Origin of the sequence: Enterococcus sp. 1001283B150225_161107_E12 (assembly GCF_015556925.1) — a bacterium.
GTDB lineage: Bacteria > Bacillota > Bacilli > Lactobacillales > Enterococcaceae > Enterococcus_B > Enterococcus_B mundtii.
On sequence record NZ_JADNNI010000009.1, the window covers coordinates 31,505 to 49,768 of the forward strand.

Genomic DNA, 18,264 nt, shown 5'->3' on the forward strand with positions numbered 1-18,264 from the left:
TCCCCCCTATTTCATTTGTTTTTCTTTTCTTGACATATACAAGTTAGTCGAAATTGCCAGCACAGCTACGATAACAAACAATACTGAAGATAATGCGGAAGCATAGCCTAACTCATATGGAGCGGTGAAGCCGCGACTATAAATGTATTGGACAGCTGTTTCCGTTTTGAATTGTGGGCCACCGTTCGTTGCCACATATACTTGGTCAAACACTTGCATGGAACCAATCAGATTGGTCAAGATACAAAAACCAAGAGATGGGACGATCTGCGGTAACGTGATATTAAAGAATTGTTGACGATTGGTTGCTCCATCCATTTGCGCTGATTCGTAAAGCGAAGGGGAGATTCCTTGAATAGCAGTGATCAGGATCGTCATCGTGACACCGAAATTTTTCCAAACCGTCATCAGCGCAACTGTTGGCATTGCTAACGTTGGATCGCGGAAAAATTGTGGAATCGGCAAACCTACTTGTGAGAAAAGGTAAGGGATAGCCCCAACGTTTGGGTCAAGCAACATTGAAAAGATGATTGCAATGGATGTTAAGGAACAAATAACAGGGATATAAAAAGTTGAGCGACAAAAGCGATTGAAACGAGTATTCTTTGACAAGATCACCGCAGCTAATAAACCAACGATAATCTGTGTTGGTGTTTCAAGTAAGGTAAAATACAACGTATGGAAAAGTGAATTGACCGCACGTTCATCCCCAAAGATCCGCAAAAAGTTATCCATGCCTACGAACTCTCTTGAAGTAAAAAAGATGTTCAAATCAGTAAAACTGATCGCAAATGTACCAATCAGTGGCACCACTGTGAATAACAGTAGAATCAAAAAGGATGGCACTAAAAACAAATAAGCCGCTCGATCCGGTCGGTTCCAGTATCTGGTGAATGCTTTCATTTCGTCTATTTCCCCTCTTTCTTATTCGATGGATTCCTTGATGAAAAGTTCAAGCGATAAAAAATCAGACCAAGAAAGGAAAGAAGTTTTTCTCGAAAAAGGAAAGCGAAAGCGATAAATAAGTTTTTGAAATTTATAGACTTTCGCCTTATCTTCTACGAGATTACTTCTGTTTCCTTTGTTGTTTTGATTTCATTGTGAACTGTTACTCGATTATTCCTTTAGTAGATCATTGATCTGATCATCTGCATCATTCATGAGTTGCTCTGGATCTTCACCAGCCAACAATTTTTCGATCAATGGATTGATGATGTCATTATTGATTGCTGCGATCTTCGTGAATCCTGGTAGATAAGGTTCAGCATATTCCATTTGTTTGGATAGTTCCGATACGATAGGATCATTCTTCACTTCTTCATCTTCTGCGACAGATGATAAATAGGCAGGGAAGCCATTTTCAATACTCCATTTTTTACCGATTTCACTTGTGTTCCAGTATTTTAGGAATTCATAGATTGCCTCTTTTTTGTCACTATCTGTACTTGCTGGGATGGCATAACCAACACCATCTAAAATCGCTGTTTTTTCACCGTCCGCACTTGCTTGCGGTAATGTCGTTACACCATAATCGATTTCGTTTGCTTTCAAGCCGTTATTCAACCACGGTCCGTTGATGATGATCGATAATTGTCCAGCGTTCATCAAGTTATCCATTTCTGCTCCTGAAATCGATTCTGGTCCTGCTTTATCGACATGGATCATTTTTTGGATGGCTGTTAATGTTTCAAGATTTTCTGGTGAAGCGAACTCAGATTTTGTATAGTCATCGCTGACAAGTTTTCCTCCATTTGCCTTCATCCAGTTATAAAGTGGTGCAGTACCGTCTTTATTGAAGACAAAACCTGAGACATTTTTACTACTATCGGTCAGTTGCGGAGCCATCTCTGTTAATTCTGTCCAAGTAGTTGGTGGTGTTGTTTCATCCAAGCCAGCTTGTTTGAATAATTCTTTGTTCCAATACATATACATCCCTTGTACTTGCATCGGAATAAAGTATTGCTGATCATCCACCATTCCTAGATCTACCGCAGTATCTTTGAAATCTCCTTTATCCACACCGTCATATTCCCAGAAATCATCTACAGGCTGTACAGCCCCATTCTCCACATATTGAGCAAAATCAGCGTAGTTCAGTGCAACAAAATCTGGCGCTTTTTTTGAAGAAATAGCCGTTGGTAATTTTTCATTCAAATTAGCCCATGTCATCACATCCATCTCAATCGTGATGTTTTTGTCATTATTCTTATTAAAATCATTGACGATTTCTTGTAAGATTTCCCCGTCAGAAGCTGTAAACCCATTCCAAAAAGAGAGTGTGACTTCTCCGTCATTTTTACTTTGGGAAGAAGCCCCACCGCCACAAGCACCTAATATTCCAGTCGCAGCCAACAACAATGAACCAATAATCAATTTTTTTCCTCGCATCTCTATCTCCTCCTTATTTGTTCGGGGTCAATCTTGTACGGATCACATTCCAAGATAACGGTTTCAATTTGCAATTCAACTGATTTTCTTTATGTTCGTAGGCTTTTGAAGACACAGGTTTGATTTGCTCATTTCCTGCTTGATTGACCGCTTTGATTTCATAGCCAGACATCTCTGAAAACTCGATGACTTCCTCAATCTTTAAGTCAGAAAATTGTAGATCTAAACTCATCTCTTCTTCTCCACGATTCACTGCAAAGATCACCAACTCATTTTTTTCTTCATTGAGTACTGCGATACTTTCTAAATATGGGACTGTATCAAATTCACTCGTTGCATACGTATCGACAGTGATTTCAGGTCGTAAAGCAATACCTTGTCCTAAAGTCGCGACTTGCATAAATGGATAATAGATTGTTTGACGCCATGCTTCACCGTCTTCTTCTGTCATGATCGGCGCAATCACGTTGACTAGCTGCGCCAAACAAGCAATCTTTACTCGATCAGAATGTTTTAACAAAGTGATCAATAAACAGCCCAATACTAAAGCATCCTCAAAATTATAGTGATCTTCTAATAAAGGTGGGGCAACTTGCCATGGCTTGACTGTTTGATCATGTTCTGTCGAATGATACCAAATATTCCATTCATCAAAAGATAGATTGATTTGTTTCTTGCTGTGTTTTTTCGCCTTGATTGCATCACACATCGCAACAACACCAGAGATGAACTGATCCATATCGACTGAACGAGCTAAATAATTTTTCAAATCATTTGTTTGATTGCCATAATACTGATGCAATGAAAGATAATCGATTTGTTCATAGGCTTGATCCAATACAGTCAATTCCCACTCACCGAATGTCGGCATTTGACTATTCGAGCTACCACATAAAACGACTTCGATCGATTCATCGACAAGTTTCATTGCTTTCGCTGTTTCTTCTGCCAGCCGTCCATACTCCGCTGCTGTCTTATGACCGATTTGCCAAGGACCATCCATTTCATTGCCTAAACACCACGTCTTGATCGCAAAAGGTTCGGTTTGTCCATTTGCTATTCTTTGCTCACTCCAATAAGTACCACTAGGATAATTGCAATATTCTACTAGATTTCTTGCAGCATCTAAGCCACGTGTTCCAAGATTGACCGCCATATTGATCTCAGCGCCCACTTCTTGACACCACGCAGCAAATTCATGCACACCCACTTGATTTGTTTCTAAAGATCGCCAAGCAAGGTCTAATCTTTTCGGCCGCTCCGCTATAGGACCCACGCTATCTTCCCAATTGAACCCAGAAACAAAATTCCCACCTGGATACCGGATCAATGGTACCGATAATTCTTTGACCAGCTCCATGACGTCTTGGCGAAATCCCTTATCATTTGCAGTCGGATGATCCGGTTGATAGATCCCTCCATACACTGCACGTCCCATATGTTCAATAAACGAGCCATACAAACGACGATCGATTTCCCCTATCTTTTGCACACGACTAACTGACATTACAGCTTCCATGATTCCCCTCCTTTAATTTATACATGAATCATATCTTTCTTTGAAAGCGTTGTCAATAATAATATTATTAAATATAAAAATATTTTTACATTATAATTAACATAAATATTAATTATAAATATTAGTTTTATGATATTAACCTATAAATTAATATTTATGTTAATATATAGTTAAACAAAAACCTAAATAAGAGGTGAAAAATCATGCAACTCCAAATCAATGAAGAATCATTACCTGTTTATGAAGCTTTAGCTAGTAAAACAAGGATAAAAATCATCCAGTTACTTTCAAAAAACAAAATGAATATCAAAGAGCTTGCCCAAGCACTCGGTATCAGTAGTGCGATTACAACAATGCATGTAAAAAAACTTGAAGAAGCAAATATCATCAAATCTGAAAAAATAGGTCAAAAAAAAATTTCCAGCTTACGTGTCGATAAAATCAACATCACGTTTCCAGAAAAAATCTTCAATGCCTTTGATACGAAAGAAACATCGATCCCTATCGGTCATTATACCCGCTATTCAATCGAGCCGACATGCGGTCTGGCAACGATCCATGATTTTATCGGCAAAGTCGATGAACCACGTTACTTTGCCGATCCACGACGAATGGATGCACGGATTCTGTGGTTTACAAGCGGATTTGTTGAATATCAAACACCAAACTTCCTAAACGAAGAAGATACTTTGGAAATGTTGGAATTGTCCGTTGAGCTGTCTTCCGAGTTTCCCTTTTCGAACGACAATTGGCCATCGGATATCACTTTCAGCCTAAACGGCGTGGAATTAGGTAACTGGACAAGCCCAGGAGATTTCGCAGACATTCGTGGAAAACATACCCCAGACTGGTACCCAGATAATCTAAATCAATACGGACTATTGAAAACAATCCGTATCACTAAACATTTGACCAATATCAACGGCGAACCATTATCTGAAATCACGATCAATGACATCCCAAGAAACGAAGACGTCTGGACCTTCCGCATCGAAGTCAAAGAAGACGCCAAAAACGTCGGTGGCTGCACCCTATTCGGCAAAGGCTTCGGCAACTACGATCAAGATATCAAGATGAAGGTGTATTATAGTTAAGGTTGTGAAAAAAGCGTCTTGACCTGAGCAGTAAGCTGGAAAATCAGAAAATAGCTTTCCATATTTTTCAGCTTAATGTTGAAGGTCAGCTTTTTGAACACCGTTTATCTAGGTTGTGAGAAAGCCGTTTAGCTCCAAGTAGTAAGGCAGAACTTGAGAAAATAGCCCCTCATATTTTTTCAAGTTTTGACTTACTATTGAAGGAGCTGGCTTTCGAACACTGTTTATCTGGGTTGTGAAAGAAGCGTTCAGCACTGAGTAATAATATCAATGAAAAGGAGTAATTTTATGGCTATCTATTCAAATAGTATTATGACAGATTCACCTTTATTATTTATTTCCGGACAGACACCTCAAAAAAGGGATTACATTCCCGATGGTATCGATGAGCAAATACAAATCGTTGTTGAAAAAATAAATTCCATCATTATGGATAACAAAGCAAGTACCCAAAATATTGTTAAAATGAACGTGTATTTAACTGATGCTTCCTTTTTAGGATCGCTTAGGACGACACTTATAAAAATGTATGGAGAAAATAAACCGGCAATGACAGTAGTAATAGTAGCCGGATTGATTGATCCAAGATTCAAAGTAGAAATAGATGCTATTGTCGCTATCAAATGATTTTTTTAAGGAACATTGATTTGTTTCAAACTGCCGAAGAGTGCCAATCAAGGATAGCCAATCCTATTTTGTTTCTTTCAATACTGACTCTTCTAATGTGGACAACTTGTTTTTTAAGCCTTCTTTTCTATGAGAATGAAGCAAAGCAATAAAAATTTCCATCTTGAAAATACACTGGAGAGCAAAAAACGAATACAAACAAAAACAAACCGTGAATCCCTTGATCAACAAAGGATTCACGGTTTATTTGATTATTTTTTCACTTCATTTATTTCCAAAAATCATCAAAGATCGAAATTGGCAAATGACGTTTATGCTGTGTTTTATTCCACCATTGCTCGATTTTTTGCTGTGCATCTGCAGGAATTTCTTTTCCTTCCAAATAGTCGTCGATTTCATCATATGTGACACCTAATGCGACTTCATCAGCAATCATCGGCTTGCCTTCTTCAAGGTCAGCTGTTGGCACTTTGGTATAGAGATGTTCTGGCGCGTCTAAAGCCTTCAACAATGCTTTTCCTTGGCGTTTATTCAAGCGGAACAATGGCAAAATATCTGCCCCACCGTCACCATATTTCGTAAAGAAGCCAGTAATATTTTCAGCTGCGTGGTCGGTACCGATCACAGCCCCTGCGCGTTGTCCTGCAACCGCATATTGCGTGATCATTCGTTGACGCGCTTTAATATTTCCTTTATTGAAATCACTGATTTCTACACCTGCTTCAATCAACGCTTGCGTTTGCGCATCTACTGCAGGTTTGATATTTACACGTAATTGGACGTCTGGTTGGATAAAATCTAACGCAGCTTTAGCATCTTCTTCATCTGCCTGTTCTCCATAAGGCAAACGTACACCGATGAACTGGTAACTGTCATCTTTCGTTTCTTCCCGCATTTCTTCCATTGCTAATTGAGCTAAGCGTCCAGCTAAAGTAGAATCTTGTCCTCCACTGATACCTAAAACCAAGGTTTTTAAGAAGGGATTCTTTTTCAAATATTCTTTCATGAAATCGATACTCACACGAATTTCATTTTGAGGATCGATGACTGATTTCACGCCTAATTCTTCGATGATTGCTTGTTGTAAATGATTCATCTTCCATTCCTCCTATAGTTCATTCGTTAATTGTGTGACGCTTTTTTTCATTCGTTCCATGATTGCCATCTTATGATTCCAGCAATCTGTTGATAGATCCACAGGATATTTTTGCGGATTCAAATCACGTTTGTATTCTTCCCAAAGAGAATCTAAGTTTCCTCTGCTATACTCTTTGATTTCTTCTAATGTCGGTAAGTCATAGACTCTCGTTCCTTCAACAAAAATATCTTGTAAAATTGGCCGAGCTGTAAAATCACGAACGGTTTTATTGATAAAGGTATGTGTCGGGTGGAACATGAAGATCTCTTCTTCTTGTCGAGGATCTTCATCCCATAGCGTCACATAATCGCCTTCTGATTTTCCATCAAAGTTACGAGTGATACGCCATACTTGTTTTTTACCTGGTGTAGTAACTTTTTCTGCATTGCTAGACAATTTGATCGTATCGATCATTTCACCTTGTTCATTTTCGATGGATACCAGTTTGAAGACTGCACCTAAAGCCGGTTGGTCATAGGCGGTGATCAACTTTGTTCCCACGCCCCAAACATCGATTTTCGCTTTTTGCATTTTTAAGTTTAAAATCGTCGCTTCATCTAAATCATTTGAGGCATAGATTTTCGCTTCTGTAAAACCAGCGGAATCTAATTGTTCTCTGACCCGTTTCGAAATATATGCCATATCGCCACTATCGATACGTACACCTTGGAAATTGATCTTGTTGCCAAGTTCTTTTGCCACACGGATCGCACTAGGAACACCCGATTTCAAGGTATCGTAAGTATCCACTAGAAAAACACAATCTTTATGTGTCTTTGCATACGCCATAAATGCTTCATAGTCATTCCCATAACTTTGAACAAGAGAATGAGCGTGGGTACCGCTTGCTGGAATCCCGAAAATTTTCCCTGCACGAACATTGCTCGTTGCATCTGCTCCACCAATGTAAGCAGCACGAGTACCCCAAACCGCAGCATCCAATTCTTGCGCACGACGTGTACCAAACTCCAATAATGGATCGTCACCGATCACTGATTTGATACGAGCCGCTTTCGTCGCGATCAACGTTTGAAAGTTCACCATATTCAATAAGGCTGTTTCTACTAATTGACAATGGGCTAATGGACCTTCCACTTGGATCAATGGCTCATTCGCAAAAACAAGTTCTCCTTCACGAGCGGAACGGACAGTCGCTTTGAATTTGAATTCACGTAAATACGTCAAAAAACCTTCCGGATAAACAGCCATCTCACGAAGATACGCAATATCTGTATCTGTAAATGTCAAATTTTCTAAATAATCTACTAATCGTTCTAACCCTGCAAAAACAGCATAACCATGATTGAATGGCATCTCGCGGAAGTAACATTCAAAAACTGCATGTTTATCTGCTCTATCTAGTTCCCAGTAAGTCTGCATCATGTTGATCTGGTAAAGATCCGTATGTAGCGTCAAACTGTCATCTGAGTAAGTTGTCGTCATCTTTTTTATTGCTCCTCTTAGCCAATTTTCATTTCTTATCCATTATAACAAAAAAATACCCTAGTAAAAGAAATCTTGTTTTATTTTGTACAAAGTAAAGAAATAAGAGACAGGTTGTGAGAAAGCCGGGCAGCTCCAAATAGTAAGGCAGAACTTGAGAAAATAGCTTCTCATATTTTTTCAAGTTCTGCCTTACTATTGAAGGAGTTGGCTTTCGAACACCGTTTATCTAGGTTGTGAAAGAAGCGCTCAGCACTGAGTAATAAGACAGGAAAATCAAAAATGGCTTTTTCATTTTGGATTTTCTTGGCTTATTATTGAAGTGTTGCTTTTTGAACACCGTTTATCTAGGTTGTGAGAAAGCCGGGCAGCTCCGAGTAGTAAGGAAAAACTTGCGAAAATAGCTCCACATATTTTTTGATTTTTCAGCTTCATGTTGAAGGTCAGCTTCTTGAACACCGTTTATCCAGGTTGTGAAAGAAGCGCTCAGCACTGAGTAATAAGACAGGAAAATCAAAAATGGCTTTTTCATTTTGGATTTTCTTGGCTTATTATTGAAGTGTTGCTTCTTGAACACCGTTTATCTAAGTTGTAAAAAAACGCCTAAATCCCAAAAATCAAACTATCTTGGAATTTAGGCGCTTTACTTCCTATCGCTTATTCAATTTAGGATCATCCATAACTTTCTTGCTGTATTGATCGAGCTATGCAATCGTTGCAATGGCTTGTTCTACAATGACGATGTCCTTATTCGGCCGTTTGAACTGAACACCCGCTTCTTCTAATTCTTGCTTGACACCTACATGGATATTGACCGCTGATCGTTCTGTTTTCAGCACTTTTTTGATTGCATAATCAATTTCCTGTTTAGTGATTTTCTTTTTTGTATTGATCATCACTAATTGGACTTGATTATAGGTATCGATCAACAAAATCTGTGTACGATCTAAAGAAAATAGTTTATAAAATCGAATAGCAGAATTTCTAAAAAAGAAATCAACGATTTTTGGATAAAAAGTTTTGATATTCAAGTTGCTCGTAATCGGGGTTTCAATCAGTTTCATACTTTTCCTCTTTTCTTATTTTTTTAATCAACAAAATAAATCGCTTTCATAAGACGATAAAAAAACAATTTGATTTCCCTCTCTTCGTTTAATAGTATAACATATAATCAATTAGATAAAAAAGATGATTTTTCACTTGACCTTCTCGTTACGTCAAGGATTATGCTAGTTTTGTCAGGAGGGAAAACAATGGAATACACAATTAAGAAAATGGCACAGCTCTCAGGAGTAAGTAGTCGTACACTACGTTTTTACGATGAAATTGATTTACTCAAACCCAAACGGATCAATTCAGCTGGTTATCGTATCTATGGTTCTCAAGAAATCGATCGTCTACAACAAATTTTATTTTATCGATCCTTAGATTTTCCACTGAATCAAATTCGCGAATTATTAGATGATCCTACCTTTGATCATCAACATGCACTCATCGAACATCAGAGAAAACTACTAGAGAAACGAGCAGAAATTGATACTCTCCTGGCAACCGTCCAACAAACATTAGCACAATTCAAAGGAGGAAAAAAGATGACTGACCAAGAAAAATTTGAAGGATTTAAAAAACAAAAAATAACTGAAAATGAAACAAACTATGGCACAGAGATCCGTGGAAAATACGGAGAAGAAACGATCGATAAAGCGAACGAACAATGGCAAAACCTTTCCCAAGAAAAATACCAAGAAATGCAAGAAGTTGAGCAACAATTACTAACGAACTTAACGTCTTATCTGTCTGACCAATCAAATCAGGCACGTGCAAAAGAAATTTTTGATGCACATAAAAAATGGCTATTATTTAGTTGGCCCACGTATCAAGCAGAAGCCCACAAAGGATTAGGTATGCTGTATATCTCAGATGAACGTTTTACTGAATACTATGATTCTCGTTGTGGTAAAGGCGCCGCTGTAGCATTGAATGAGATCATCCAAGCTCATGCATAAATAAAAAAAGACAAATCCTTTTTGTGGATTTGTCTTTTTTATTTCACGGACGTTGAATAAAAGTATACGGAATCTTTACTTGTTCGACTGTATCATTCAAAAACAAACGAAAAGCGGTTTCACCACATTGTTTCAGATGGTGATCAATTGTTGAAAAATTTAATAATTCACTAATCAGCATATTTTCCCTACCAACGATCGGTATTTTTTGGTTTTTATAACTTTGGAGAACTCCGGCTGCTACTGTGTCTGAATTCGTGAAAATGCCATCAATTCCTCGTTCCTTAAAAAATTCCCCTGCTTGTTTCCCATGTTCGGTATCAATACACTGCCAGTAGACATCACCCTCATTAAATTCAGGAAAGATCTCTTTACACAGTTTCAATGTGATTTTCGAATTGTAACTCATTCGACCGGTTCTTCCTAAGGTGACACCTAAACGTTTGACACCTTGATCTTTTAAAAAGGATAAGCCATCAGTAATCGATTGTTTGCGATCAATATAGACGCTCGTTACTTCCAAGTCTTCGATCTTTTCGCAAAAGACGATAGGGCCATAGCGTTGATAATCAAGCAACAACTCTAAGGGATTTGCTCTTGATGTAATGATCAATCCGTCAAATGCTTTCGCCGCAAACTCTTCTAAATATTGTTGTTCCCGTTTTATTTGGTAGTTTGTTGGCAACAACGTCACTTTATAGCCCTCACTAAAAGCGACTTCAATGATTCCACTGAGCAACTGATCAAAATATGGGTGATTTGTGTAAGGTAAAATGACACCTATATTTTTAGTTTTTCCAGAACTTAGTTGTCTGGCATTGGCATTCGGTACATAATTTAATTCTTTGATCACTTTCAAGATCTCTGTTCGTTTCGCTTCATCGACATAAGGATGTTGATTGATAACACGGGATACCGTCGAAACAGAATATCCTGTTCGTTTGGCTATATCTCGGATGTTTGCCATGACTACTGTTCGCCACCTATACAAAAAGATTTTCTTGTAGATAGTCTACCACAGCGGGTCCACATTCGAAAAATTGATACAATGTTCCTTGGTCGTAGAAACTGATTCGTTGACCACCCCAATAATTATCCTTGGTCAAACCAGAAATATCTGCTAAATTGATTTTTTTGATCACCGATCGATTAAGGCCTTGAAAACTAGACAACACGAGCATGGAATCTTTAAACTCAACAAATGCGTAAAAACAATGATCCTTTGTGCCTTGCGTTGCTTTTATATAGGTATTCATAAGAAGCCCTCCTTTATTTATGCTTTGAGTATACGGTATGAAACGCGTCTCATAGCAAGGAGTTTGCTTCTTTTATTCCTCTGGTTCACCTAGATTAGGATCTAAACGGTTTGCAGCCAAGATAAATGGTGCCCAAATCAAAGCAGCGACTAAGAGATTGACGATCGTCAAGACGATGGCACGCCAGTCACCTGCGGTTGCTAAGAACCCACTGATAATCGTTGGCATGACCCAAATCACATTTACCACCACTGGGCGAACCAGTCCGGCCATTGTCGCGAAGTAAGCGATGGTTGCCGTTACAAGTGGTGCGACGATGAATGGGATCATCAACAATGGATTCAATACGACTGGTAGACCAAACATCACTGGTTCATTGATATTGAACAAACCAGGAGCAATCCCTAGCTTACCAACTGTTTTATAATCGGCACGTTTTGATAAAAATAAAATCATGACGATCAATACCAACGTTACGCCGGCACCACCAGGCCATACGAATGCTTCAAATGAACCTGCTACCCATTTGAAAGGGATTGGTTCATTATTTTGAAAAGCATTGGTATTTTCGACCATCGCTGTACCATAAAGTGTCTGTAACACTGGTGACATGATGTTTGTTCCATGTAATCCAAAGAACCAAAGCACATGAACAAGTAACACGATAATAAATACTGCACCATACCCTTGCGATAAATTCATCAAAGGTTTTTGAATCGCTTCAGAGATCCAGTCAATCAATGGTACTCCTGCTGTTTGTCGGAAGATATAATTGATCGTTCCCACAACATATAAAGAAACAACTGCAGGAATGATTGCGGCAAAAGCACGTGCAACTGCTGGTGGCACTGATTCTGGCATTCTGATAATAATTTTTTTACGCATCAATAGTGCAAAAATGATAACAGAAATAAAACCAAAGATCATAGCTGTAAAAAGACCAGAACCGCCCATGTATTTCCCAAAGTTGAAATAACCCCATGCGCCCATTGAAAGCGTCTGTCCACCATCAGCACCATCAGCAATCACGCCGCCTGCTGTAGTGATCATGTCCATCGCATCTTGTGACAATTTTTCTGGCAACGTCAAAACAGCTGTGGCAGCATCAGGTAATCCAATAATAAATGCAACTAAAGATACAATACTTCCTGATACAGGGTCCACTTCATATGCCTTTGCCAAATTTGCACCTAGTGACAATGCGAATACGACCGCCATAATCGCTAGCGTACCATTCCAAATCAACCCATTCACACCAATTACTGGTGTAAAGAAAGTCGTAATGGCATTCCCTTCACCTAGATACGTGTTAGGAAAATCACGCATAAACGCATTCAATAGCACAGCAATTGCCCCAGCCATCGTTGCCGGCATGGTTCCAATAAACGCATCACGTAAAGCAACCAGATGCTTTTCCGAACCAATCTTCGTGGCAACTGGCAAGATATATCTCTCCATCCATTCCATCAATTTATTCATTTTCATCCTCCTACAATTCGATCTCCTATCACTATGAATGCGTATACATTATAATGATATCACAAATATAGCATAACTTTGTGAACTTCGCTAGCGAAAGAGTGAAAGAAATGTCAAGAGAAATGAAATTTCCGTAAAAGGTAATATTTACGAAATAAACATACAAAAACGATGATGATTTGATTATCTATTCAGCGGTTTATATCGTTTCTATCTAAACAATATGAATGCACAATCTCATTACTATACACTCGATTTTGCCCTATTTATGCTTTTTTCTAAGAAGACAAAAAAAGAAGAACCTTGATTGAACAAGGTTCTTCTGGAGTTATTACATCATGCCGCCCATCATTGATGGATCCATAGCTGGTGCAGCAGGTGCTGTTGGTTCTGGTTTATCTGCAACAACTGCTTCAGTTGTTAATAGTAATGCAGATACAGATGCTGCATTTTGTAATGCTGAACGAGTTACTTTTGTTGGGTCAACGATTCCGGCTTCCACCATGTTTACCCATTCACCAGTTGCTGCATTGAATCCTGTTCCTAAATCAACATTTTTCAATTTATCAACAATAACTGATCCTTCATAACCAGCATTTTCAGCAATTTGGCGAATTGGTTCTTCTAATGCACGAGTAACGATCTTGATACCTGTTGCTACATCGCCCTCTGCTTCGATCATGGCTACTTTGTTGATCACGTTCACTAATGCTGTACCACCACCAGAGACCATACCTTCTTCAACAGCAGCACGAGTAGCGTTCAACGCATCTTCAATACGTAGTTTCAATTCTTTTAATTCTGTTTCAGTTGCTGCTCCGACTTTTACGACTGCTACTCCGCCGGCAAGTTTCGCTAAGCGTTCTTGTAATTTTTCACGGTCAAAGTCTGAAGTTGTTTCAGCGATTTGATTTTTGATCAATTGAACACGTGCATCAATGGCTGTTTTATCGCCTGAACCTTCAACGATTGTTGTGTTGTCTTTATCCACAACTACTTTTGAAGCATTTCCTAAGTTTTCGATTGTTGCATCTTTCAATTCTAATCCTAGGTCATCTGTAATCACTGTACCACCAGTCAAGACAGCAATATCTTCTAACATTGCTTTACGACGGTCGCCGAAACCTGGTGCTTTTACAGCAACAACATTGAATGTTCCACGGATTTTATTCAATACCAATGTTGGTAACGCTTCGCCATCCACGTCATCAGCAATGATCAATAAAGGACGTGATTGTTGTAAGATTTGTTCTAATAAAGGTAAGATATCTTGGATATTTGAAATTTTCTTGTCAGTGATCAACAAGTATGGATTTTCCAAAACAGCTTCCATTTTGTCGTTGTCTGTTACCATATATTGTGACAAGTAACCACGGTCAAATTGCATACCTTCTACGACATCTAATTCTGTTTCGATTCCTTTAGATTCTTCAATTGTGATAACACCGTCATTGCCGACTTTTTCCATTGCATCTGCAATCAAACGGCCCACTTGTTCTGAACCAGAAGAAACAGCAGCAACTTGTGCAATAGCCTCTTTTGAGTCAACAACAGTTGAGATGTTGTGTAATTCTTCCACTGCTGTTTTAGTGGCTAATTCGATCCCACGACGAATACCTAATGGGTTAGCACCAGCTGTGACGTTTTTCAAACCTTCACGGACAATTGCTTGAGTCAAGACAGTCGCTGTCGTTGTACCGTCTCCAGCGATATCATTTGTTTTAGATGCAACTTCTGAAACTAGTTTTGCACCCATGTTTTCGAAATGATCTTCTAATTCGATTTCTTTTGCAATCGTCACACCATCATTTGTGATCAATGGAGAACCATATGATTTTTCTAAAACAACATTACGGCCTTTTGGTCCTAATGTCACTTTTACTGTATCTGCTAATTTATCTACACCACGTAACATTGCTGCACGTGCATCTTCTGCAAATTTCAATTCTTTTGCCATTTTTTCGTCACCTCATCAATTATTTTTGTTTTGTACTTACTCAACAATCGCCATGATATCTTTTCCAGAGACGATCAAATATTCTGTTCCTTCAAATTTCACTTCTGTACCGGCATATTTTTCAAACATTACTTGGTCGCCTACTTTAATAGCTGCAGGAACTTTTTCGCCGTTTTCTAGCAAACGTCCCTCACCCACTGCTACAACTGTCCCAGTTTGAGGTTTCTCTTTCGCTGATGAAGCTAAAACGATTCCTCCAACAGTTTTTTCTTCTTCTTGCGCGACTTCAATGATGACGCGATCACCTAATGGTTTTAACACGATAAATCCCTCCGATAACTCTTTTTTTGAATCCATTAGCACTCTATCACATCGAGTGCTAACCTACATTTTTAATAATACTCATTCTCCTATTCTTTTGCAAGCTTTTTAAATCATAGAAAAAAAATTTTTAAAGAAGGTTGTGAAAATGCCTATCAGCTCCAAGTATTAAGGCAAAATTCGAGAAAATAGCTTCTCATATTTTTTCAAGTTTTGACTTAATATTGAAGGAGCTGGCTTTTGAACACCGTTTATCAGGTCGTGAAAAAGCCGATCAATACTAACTGATCAGAGAAACATCTTGATATGGTATAATGAATAATGGATAGTGTTTAGTAACACAGAAGTTGATTAAGCTACTAAGTTTCTTCACTTAAAGTTCAACGAAAGGTTGCTTTTCCTATATTATTAGAGCAAGAAAGAAAGTTATACTTGGCTTTTCACTTAGCTCAAGGAGGTTTCATATGTCATTAAAAAAATATAGCTTTTTTAGCATTTTTTGTTACGGACTAGTGTTTGTCTCGCCTTTACTTCTGACATCTGTCGGACTTGTAAATTCAACGTCAGGTTTGATCAATGCAACAACAGTTACGTATATCTTAGGTGCAATCATTCTGTGGTTCTTGTACCTCAAGCATAAAGAACCGATTGAAATCGAAGCAAACGTACCAGTTGCTTCTCGCTCAAAAATCATTTTATATGGAGTCATTGGTATCTTTATCGCTCTGATTTTACAAAGTATTGCGGTTATGATCGAGAGTTTCTTTTTTGGAGAAGTCTCTCCATCTGAAAATACGCAAAATATTATCCAACTGATTTTAGATACTCCTGCTTTTATTATTGCTACAACTATTGCCGGACCAATCATGGAAGAATTTGTATTTCGTCGGAGTATTCTTGGCATCGTTGGTCACTATACTAACTTTTGGGTAGGTGCAAGTGTTAGTTCCTTGCTCTTTGCATTAGCACACAATGATGGGCATTTACTCGTCTACTTCTTTTTAGGATTTTTCTTTAGTTTACTATATCGATCCACTGGGCGAATCTGGGCACCAATGATCACCCATATTGGTATGAATACTCTAGTTGTCATTGTACAATTGGCATTGCAACAAGGTTTACTGTAATATAATAAAAAAAACCTGTGACTTTCATCATCAGGCACTCCCTATAATAAAATAAATAGCATTCAGGAGGTAACTCCTTATGAAATAAGCGGTAAAGCCCAAAAATTCCTTCAAATTTTCGGACTTTACCGCTTATTTCTATGAGCTGTTCACTTCCGTCACAACTGATTCATCAAATTGAAAATAATTCTGTTGCAGCATCCGGGTCAGTGTCGTACACATTGAAATCATATCCCACACCTAGATCTTTTTCCTTAAGAATATTTTCCATAGTCAAATGGGCCAATTCTTTCATATTGTTTTCTTTACTTAAATGGCCTAAATAGATTCGTTTTGTACGATCGCCAATTACATCAGTCATCACTAACGCACCATCTTCATTCGATAAATGACCACGATCGCCTAAAATACGTTGTTTCAAATTCCAAGGATAAGGTCCCATACGCAACATCTCTAGATCATGATTGCTTTCCATCAAGTACCCATCAGCATTTTCAATGATCCCTCGCATATGATCACTACAATAACCTGTATCCGTCAGCATGACAAACGAACGATTCTCTTTATGGAAACGATAAAATTGTGGTGAAGCTGCATCATGGGAAACACCAAAACTCTCGATATCTAAATCGCCAAATGTTTGGACTTTCCCCATCTGAAATAAATGTTTTTGTTCGATTGGGACATTTCCGATCATCGGAGCCATTGCTTCCCATGTTTTTTCATTTGCATAGATATCTAAATGGTACTTACGCGCCAAAACACCTACCCCATGAATGTGATCTCGATGTTCATGTGTCACAAGAATACCGTCTAATTGATCGGGCGTCCGACCGATTTGTGCCATTAAGGAAGTAATTTTTTTCCCACTCAGTCCTGCATCTACCAGAAGTCGCTTTTTGTCACTCTCGATATATAATGAGTTTCCTGAACTCCCACTTGCAAGGATACTGATTTTAAAAGCTGTATTTCCTTCAGCCATTTTACTACTACTTCCCTTCTTACTTTGTAAACTTTTTTCATTATACCTACTTTTTTAATGATCTTCCACCTTTGGGATCGAATTATTTGTAATAATCGTATTACTAAATGCATTGACCGTTTCGATCTGATAGGTCTTATCCGGCGTTTCAATTGCGACATACCACACCGGTACATACACATTTTTCTCTCGTACTTTCAAAATACGAGAGTAAGCCAGTTGACGCCAAAGGATATTCGATCCTCGAGAGATTTTATTATTTACATACAATGTATTAATGGCTTCTTCTTCCGTATGCAATTCTGTTTTTTCTCGCAACTGTTCAATATTCGTTAAATGGGTTTGAGTATACTTCAAAATGCGATACTCATCCCCCTTTTTTTCGAGGGAAAAAATAAGTTTAGCTGTATCATCATAGAATGGCAATCCTTCATACGTTTGGCTCGCTGTGATTTCAGGAGAATCACCTTCTAATACAGAGAAATTTTTCATATAGATATACTCATTACCAAATAAAACATCTTCCTCGTTATCTAAAAAGTCATTGAGTGAACTTGCTATGCGATTTGGATCAAGCACTTTGCTTTCAGATTCAGAGTCCGATAACGTTTTAGTCAATATATTATCATTGATCGAAACGCCACTCTCTAATAAACCACGTCGATTATTATCTTGGCGATACTTGAACAACGTTTGACTCAGTTCCGTTTCCTCCGCACTTAAATAGTATCCTTGCTTACTTTCTGAAGAAAAATCACCCGTATAAGTAATATCATCATTTGCTAACCGTTTTTTGATCGATTCTGTCTGATCTGAGCGTATTACCGTATGCTCTTGGTTGATCGATTCATGGTAACTACTAAACAAAAAAACATTCAATCCTAAAAAGGCGACGAAGAAAATCCATTCAATTTTTTTGAAATCCAT

The 18,264-nt window shown here is 38.3% G+C and carries 17 protein-coding genes; 4 read left to right on the forward strand and 13 right to left on the reverse strand.

Annotated elements, in window-relative coordinates:
- Positions 1-6: 6 nt before the first annotated feature.
- The 3 genes from I2F89_RS08560 to I2F89_RS08570 all read right to left on the reverse strand — a co-directional run bounded on the left by I2F89_RS08560 (position 7) and on the right by I2F89_RS08570 (position 3,907).
- Complete coding sequence (locus tag I2F89_RS08560) at positions 7-903, reverse strand: carbohydrate ABC transporter permease (RefSeq protein ID WP_010736673.1); 897 nt, start codon at positions 901-903, stop codon at positions 7-9.
- A gap of 213 nt (positions 904-1,116) precedes the next feature.
- Positions 1,117-2,388 carry an ABC transporter substrate-binding protein gene (locus I2F89_RS08565; protein ID WP_108145432.1) on the reverse strand — a complete coding sequence of 424 codons (1,272 nt, stop codon included), beginning with the start codon at positions 2,386-2,388 and terminating at the stop codon, positions 1,117-1,119.
- A 13-nt stretch (positions 2,389-2,401) separates the two neighbouring features.
- A complete protein-coding gene (locus tag I2F89_RS08570) occupies positions 2,402-3,907 on the reverse strand; it encodes an alpha-N-arabinofuranosidase (RefSeq protein WP_195514202.1) in 1,506 nt (501 codons plus the stop codon).
- A gap of 203 nt (positions 3,908-4,110) precedes the next feature.
- On the opposite strand from I2F89_RS08570, the gene I2F89_RS08575 reads away from it, so the two are divergent.
- Both I2F89_RS08575 and I2F89_RS08580 read left to right on the forward strand, forming a co-directional pair.
- Positions 4,111-5,001 (forward strand): ArsR/SmtB family transcription factor, encoded by an 891-nt coding sequence (locus I2F89_RS08575; protein ID WP_019723205.1) that lies wholly within the window; start codon positions 4,111-4,113, stop codon positions 4,999-5,001.
- Between the two features lie 288 nt (positions 5,002-5,289).
- The gene (locus tag I2F89_RS08580; RefSeq protein WP_195514203.1) at positions 5,290-5,628 is read left to right on the forward strand and encodes a RidA family protein; all 339 of its coding nucleotides are present in this window, start codon (positions 5,290-5,292) and stop codon (positions 5,626-5,628) included.
- Between the two features lie 268 nt (positions 5,629-5,896).
- Here the strand turns inward: I2F89_RS08580 and nadE are convergent, their stop codons facing one another.
- The 3 genes from nadE to I2F89_RS08595 form a co-directional block, all read right to left on the reverse strand.
- Complete coding sequence (gene nadE, locus I2F89_RS08585; protein WP_071867837.1) at positions 5,897-6,724, reverse strand: ammonia-dependent NAD(+) synthetase; 828 nt, start codon at positions 6,722-6,724, stop codon at positions 5,897-5,899.
- Positions 6,725-6,736: 12 nt separating this feature from the next.
- Positions 6,737-8,209 (reverse strand): nicotinate phosphoribosyltransferase, encoded by a 1,473-nt coding sequence (locus I2F89_RS08590; RefSeq protein ID WP_195514204.1) that lies wholly within the window; start codon positions 8,207-8,209, stop codon positions 6,737-6,739.
- A gap of 704 nt (positions 8,210-8,913) precedes the next feature.
- A complete protein-coding gene (locus tag I2F89_RS08595; protein ID WP_023520312.1) occupies positions 8,914-9,273 on the reverse strand; it encodes a DUF1827 family protein in 360 nt (119 codons plus the stop codon).
- Between the two features lie 189 nt (positions 9,274-9,462).
- On the opposite strand from I2F89_RS08595, the gene I2F89_RS08600 reads away from it, so the two are divergent.
- On the forward strand, positions 9,463-10,215 hold the full coding sequence (locus tag I2F89_RS08600) for a MerR family transcriptional regulator (protein ID WP_195514205.1): 753 nt from the start codon (positions 9,463-9,465) through the stop codon (positions 10,213-10,215).
- Between the two features lie 43 nt (positions 10,216-10,258).
- Here the strand turns inward: I2F89_RS08600 and I2F89_RS08605 are convergent, their stop codons facing one another.
- The 5 genes from I2F89_RS08605 to groES form a co-directional block, all read right to left on the reverse strand.
- The gene (locus I2F89_RS08605; protein ID WP_195514206.1) at positions 10,259-11,182 is read right to left on the reverse strand and encodes a LacI family DNA-binding transcriptional regulator; all 924 of its coding nucleotides are present in this window, start codon (positions 11,180-11,182) and stop codon (positions 10,259-10,261) included.
- 16 nt (positions 11,183-11,198) lie between these two features.
- Positions 11,199-11,471, reverse strand: coding sequence for a hypothetical protein (locus I2F89_RS08610; RefSeq protein ID WP_074799385.1), 273 nt, complete (start codon positions 11,469-11,471; stop codon positions 11,199-11,201).
- Between the two features lie 72 nt (positions 11,472-11,543).
- Positions 11,544-12,950 (reverse strand): PTS sugar transporter subunit IIC, encoded by a 1,407-nt coding sequence (locus I2F89_RS08615; RefSeq protein ID WP_104871532.1) that lies wholly within the window; start codon positions 12,948-12,950, stop codon positions 11,544-11,546.
- A 331-nt stretch (positions 12,951-13,281) separates the two neighbouring features.
- On the reverse strand, positions 13,282-14,907 hold the full coding sequence (groL, locus tag I2F89_RS08620; protein ID WP_195514207.1) for a chaperonin GroEL: 1,626 nt from the start codon (positions 14,905-14,907) through the stop codon (positions 13,282-13,284).
- Between the two features lie 36 nt (positions 14,908-14,943).
- Complete coding sequence (gene groES, locus I2F89_RS08625; RefSeq protein ID WP_019723198.1) at positions 14,944-15,228, reverse strand: co-chaperone GroES; 285 nt, start codon at positions 15,226-15,228, stop codon at positions 14,944-14,946.
- A gap of 464 nt (positions 15,229-15,692) precedes the next feature.
- On the opposite strand from groES, the gene I2F89_RS08630 reads away from it, so the two are divergent.
- Positions 15,693-16,355 carry a CPBP family intramembrane glutamic endopeptidase gene (locus tag I2F89_RS08630; protein ID WP_071866415.1) on the forward strand — a complete coding sequence of 221 codons (663 nt, stop codon included), beginning with the start codon at positions 15,693-15,695 and terminating at the stop codon, positions 16,353-16,355.
- Between the two features lie 172 nt (positions 16,356-16,527).
- Here I2F89_RS08630 and I2F89_RS08635 read toward each other — a convergent pair whose 3' ends face one another.
- Positions 16,528-17,337, reverse strand: a complete 810-nt coding sequence (locus tag I2F89_RS08635) for an MBL fold metallo-hydrolase (protein WP_071866416.1) — start codon at positions 17,335-17,337, stop codon at positions 16,528-16,530.
- 54 nt (positions 17,338-17,391) lie between these two features.
- The gene (locus I2F89_RS08640; protein ID WP_010736689.1) at positions 17,392-18,264 is read right to left on the reverse strand and encodes a two-component system regulatory protein YycI; all 873 of its coding nucleotides are present in this window, start codon (positions 18,262-18,264) and stop codon (positions 17,392-17,394) included.